The organism is Rothia sp. HMSC058E10, assembly GCF_001809415.1.
Classification (GTDB): domain Bacteria; phylum Actinomycetota; class Actinomycetes; order Actinomycetales; family Micrococcaceae; genus Rothia; species Rothia dentocariosa.
The window spans coordinates 1-3821 of the sequence record NZ_KV797635.1; the positions used below are offsets into that span (position 1 = coordinate 1).

General features: G+C 67.9%; 3 protein-coding genes and 2 pseudogenes. 3 read left to right on the forward strand and 2 right to left on the reverse strand.

All coding sequences use genetic code 11. The features are described 5' to 3' along the window. Positions 1 to 83: 83 nt before the first annotated feature. Both HMPREF2609_RS07450 and HMPREF2609_RS07455 read left to right on the forward strand, forming a co-directional pair. Positions 84 to 1054, forward strand: a pseudogene (locus tag HMPREF2609_RS07450) (IS256 family transposase); the annotation flags it as partial. A gap of 109 nt (positions 1055 to 1163) precedes the next feature. Beyond that, positions 1164 to 1772 carry a DUF1269 domain-containing protein gene (locus HMPREF2609_RS07455; protein WP_070536157.1) on the forward strand — a complete coding sequence of 203 codons (609 nt, stop codon included), beginning with the start codon at positions 1164 to 1166 and terminating at the stop codon, positions 1770 to 1772. Positions 1773 to 2196: 424 nt separating this feature from the next. On the opposite strand, the gene HMPREF2609_RS10650 is transcribed toward HMPREF2609_RS07455, so the two are convergent. Next, on the reverse strand, positions 2197 to 2832 hold the full coding sequence (locus tag HMPREF2609_RS10650; protein WP_172884784.1) for a hypothetical protein: 636 nt from the start codon (positions 2830 to 2832) through the stop codon (positions 2197 to 2199). Positions 2833 to 3305: 473 nt separating this feature from the next. Then, complete coding sequence (locus HMPREF2609_RS07465; RefSeq protein WP_070536159.1) at positions 3306 to 3557, reverse strand: hypothetical protein; 252 nt, start codon at positions 3555 to 3557, stop codon at positions 3306 to 3308. Here HMPREF2609_RS07465 and HMPREF2609_RS10655 point away from each other — a divergent pair. Then, positions 3541 to 3729 (forward strand): annotated as a pseudogene (locus HMPREF2609_RS10655) (transposase); the annotation flags it as partial. The gene HMPREF2609_RS07465 and the pseudogene HMPREF2609_RS10655 overlap by 17 nt on opposite strands. Between the last annotated feature and the right edge of the window lie 92 nt (positions 3730 to 3821).

Here is a 3821-nt window from a genome sequence, read left to right on the forward strand (position 1 = left end):
GGATTCGCTTCAAATTCAACGATATGAAGTTGTAGACTTACGGCTCATCGGATAAAAGGAAGTGCCGCCTCCTGAACATATACTGGCTGCTCGAGCGCCGCAAACGGGCCGAGTCCGCGCTGATCACGGTGGTCGCCGACGCCTACCTGGCCGGGGTCTCCACCCGACGCATGGACAAGCTGATAGGTACTTTGGGCATCAACTCGCTTTCGAAGTCACAGGTCTCACGCATGGCGGCCGAGCTCGACGAGCACGTCGCCTCCTTCCGCAACCGGCCCCTGGGCGACGCCGGCCCCTTCATCTTCGTAGCGGCCGACGCCCTGACCATGAAGGTCCGCGAAGGCGGTCGCGTGGTCAGTGCGGTGGTCCTGACAGCCACTGGGGTCAACGCCGACGGACACCGCGAAGTCCTGGGCCTGCGGGTAGCCACACCTGCGAGAGCGGAGCAGCGTGGAACGAGTTCCTCGCCGACCTGGTCGCCCGAGGCCTGGGAGGGGTACGACTTGTCACCTCTGACGCCCACACGGGTCTGGTCGAGGCCATCGCCGCGAACCTGCCCGGAGCGACCTGGCAGCGCTGCCGCACCCACTACGCCGCCAACCTGATGACAGTGACCCCCAAGAGCGCCTGGCCGGCCCTCAAGACCATGCTCCACTCGGTTTACGACCAGCCCGACGCAGCAGCCGTCGAGGCCCAGTTCGACCGCCTCCTGGACTACACCCGTGACCTGCTGCCCGAGGCCGCTGACCACCTCGACGCCGCGCGAGCTGACCTGCTGGCCTTCACCGCCTTCCCCGTCGAGGTATGGCGGCAGATCTGGTCCAACAACCCCCAAGAACGCCTCAACAAGGAGATCCGCCGCCGCACCGACTCAGTGGGCATCTTCCCCAACAGGGACGCCATCATCCGCCTGGTCGGCGCCGTCCTGGCCGAGCAGACCGACGAATGGGCTGAGGGCCGCCGCTACCTCAGCCTGGACACCCTCAAACAGTGCCAGACCACCAACAAGCTCCAGGACGGCCATCCAGACACGCCCCCGACACTGACCCACTGACCCCTAACCACGAAGGGCCCCTACACCACTACCAGGGACTTGACTTCTGTCGCCGCCGCGCCTACGTTAATGATGTCAGCACGCAATAGGAACATGATGGGACGGTTTTATGACTGCACACAATTTTGTCATCGTCGGCTTCGAGGAATCTGCAAACGCCTACAAGGCGCTGAGCGTCCTGCGCGGAGCGGCCGCCGAGGGGCGGATCACTATCGCCGCGGCCGTCATCGGGGAGCGCGGCGCCGACGGCAGCCTGCGCCTGGCCGAGGGTGAGGATGCCGTGATCGGGAGCGCGACCGTCGGCGGGGGCCTGATCGGCATGGCCGTTGGCATTCTGGGGGGCCCACTGGGCATGCTGCTGGGATGGGGTGCCGGCTCCCTGATCGGCGGTTTCGCCGACGCCGACCGCGTGGATCTCTCCGAGACCGCCATCGGCGAGCTCAGCGGACGGCTGCCCGCGGGCACCACCGCCATCCTCGCCGAGGTCGAGGAGTACGCCACCGAGGTGCTCGACGGCGTCGTCTCCCCGCTGGGCGGCCAGGTCCTGCGGCTCGAGGCCGACCAGGTCCTCGGCGAGCTGGAGGCCGCCGAGGCCGCCGCCATCGCCGCTGACAGGGAGGCCGCCCGGGTGCTGCGCCAGGAGCGCGGGCAGGAGCGCAAGCAGAAGTGGGAGGATCGCGTCGACTCCCTGCGCGAGAAGCTCCACCGCAAGAAGTGAGTGTAAGAGCGGCTATCTGCTGAGGGCCCGCGGACGAGTTTCCGCGGGCCCTCGGGGTGCAGATGGTTGATTCCGGGGGCGCGGGCCGGGCGGGCGCCTCGAACCGATCTCAAGCCGGAAGTGAACCGATCCCGGTGCGGAGATCTACCGATCTCGACGAGAAGAAAGCGCGCGTGAGTCTCTCATGCCGCCCTTCCCGGGCCAGCAGCCGAGGCGCTCGGCAATGGGACGGACGATCTCCACCGTCCGGTGCGCCAGGACCTGCTGGGCGGTCAGGCGAAGCGGCGTCATGCCGTGCCGCAGGAGCCACTGGTCGCGGCGGCGGTCCTGCGTCCAGTCGGCCAGGGAGGAGTGGAAGGCGTGGCCGTCGGTCTCGATCGCAAGACGCTGTCCCAGGACGAGGTCGAGTTCGCCGGTGGGCGTCTCAACGGCGACCTCCGGCGGAGCGCCGGCCTCCTCCAGCTCGTATCGGGCGATGGTCTCCAGGATGGAGCGAGCGCGCCTTCGGGTCGGCGCGGGCGAGCAGCGCGCGCATGGGGCCGTTCCTCGGTCCGCGCAGTCTGGCGAGAAGCTGGGCGCGGGTGACCAGGCCGCCGCGCAGGGCGCAGTCCAGGGCGATGAGCGCGTCCAGCTCCGATGTGCAGCGCATGAAGGTGAGGATGGCGGTCTCCTGGTCGGCGAACGGCGAGCCCAGCGGGTCGATGGGAGCGCCGGCGTTCCTGTGGATGATGACGCGCCCGATGCCGTCTACGGGGTGCTGGTCGTAGGGGGCGATAATGTGGAGCCGGCTTCCGGGGCTCTCCTGAAGGGCGATGCCGTAGTGCTCCATTGCGTGCGCGCAGGCGATGAGACCGCCCAGGCGCCGGGCGATAATGGTGGGCCGTTCCGTTCCCGGCAGGGCGATGACGTGCTGCGGGTGGCGGACGACGATTCCGTCGGCCACCATGCGGCCCAGAGTGCGACGGCAGTGTTCTGAGGTGGCCAGGAATCGCTGTTTGGCCGCCCCGTGTGCGGCTGCCAGCGCTCGCAGCATGGCGTCCCGCCGTTCGGTGTACCGCATGAAACGAGCATCGACCGGCGGGGCCGCCGGTGACAAGGTTTGCGCCACCCTGTGGATAACGTGGCCGGCCGCCGGCAGGCGTCCACAACTCCACGTGCGCTTCCGCACCCGTCTGCACAGGTGCGTTCGGGCGCTTCCGGCTGTGTTTCCGCGTCGAAAAAGGTGGCTCCTACGCACTTTTAACGTTCGTGTCTCATCTCCGCCTGCTGCAGAACCGCGGAATTACGCCAAACTTCGCAACCCGCGACGGTGCCGTGCACCGTAAAAGTGCGTAGGAGCCACCTTTTTGAGCGCAAAGGCGCTCGATGGGACTGCCGGGTGCGTGCGGGGTCCGGTCAAGCGCTCGGCAGGGCGCGCCGCCTGACGGGACGCGCCGGTCAGCACAGTGCGCCGCCCGCCCCTTCACCGATCTCGACGGGACCGGCCTTCGGCCTGCTGTACGGCTCTGGCTCCGATGACCCGCAGGACACGTCCTAGCCGATGAGGCCGCCGGGAGTCTGGTCGCCATCGGCTGGCGCCCCGGCCGGGCGGCGGTGGTAGAGCAGGTAGGCGCCGATCCGGCTGCGCCAGGAGGGGCGCACCGTGTGCGGCCAGCGCTGCGACACGTAGGTGATGGCGTCATCGATCTCAAGGCGCTGGGTGGAGTTGCCCGCCCGCACCCACAGCTCTCGCCCGCCCCGGCCCTTGGGGCCTGACAGGTAGACGGGCACCGACTCAGTGGGCATCTTCCCCAACAGGGACGCCATCATCCGCCTGGTCGGCGCCGTCCTGGCCGAGCAGACCGACGAATGGGCTGAGGGCCGCCGCTACCTCAGCCTGGACACCCTCAAACAGTGCCAGACCACCAACAAGCTCCAGGACGGCCATCCAGACACGCCCCCGACACTGACCCACTGACCCCTAACCACGAAGGGCCCCTACACCACTACCAGGGACTTGACTACTCACCCACGGAAAAACTACGAGTCTCTTTCGATGGTGAAGTACTT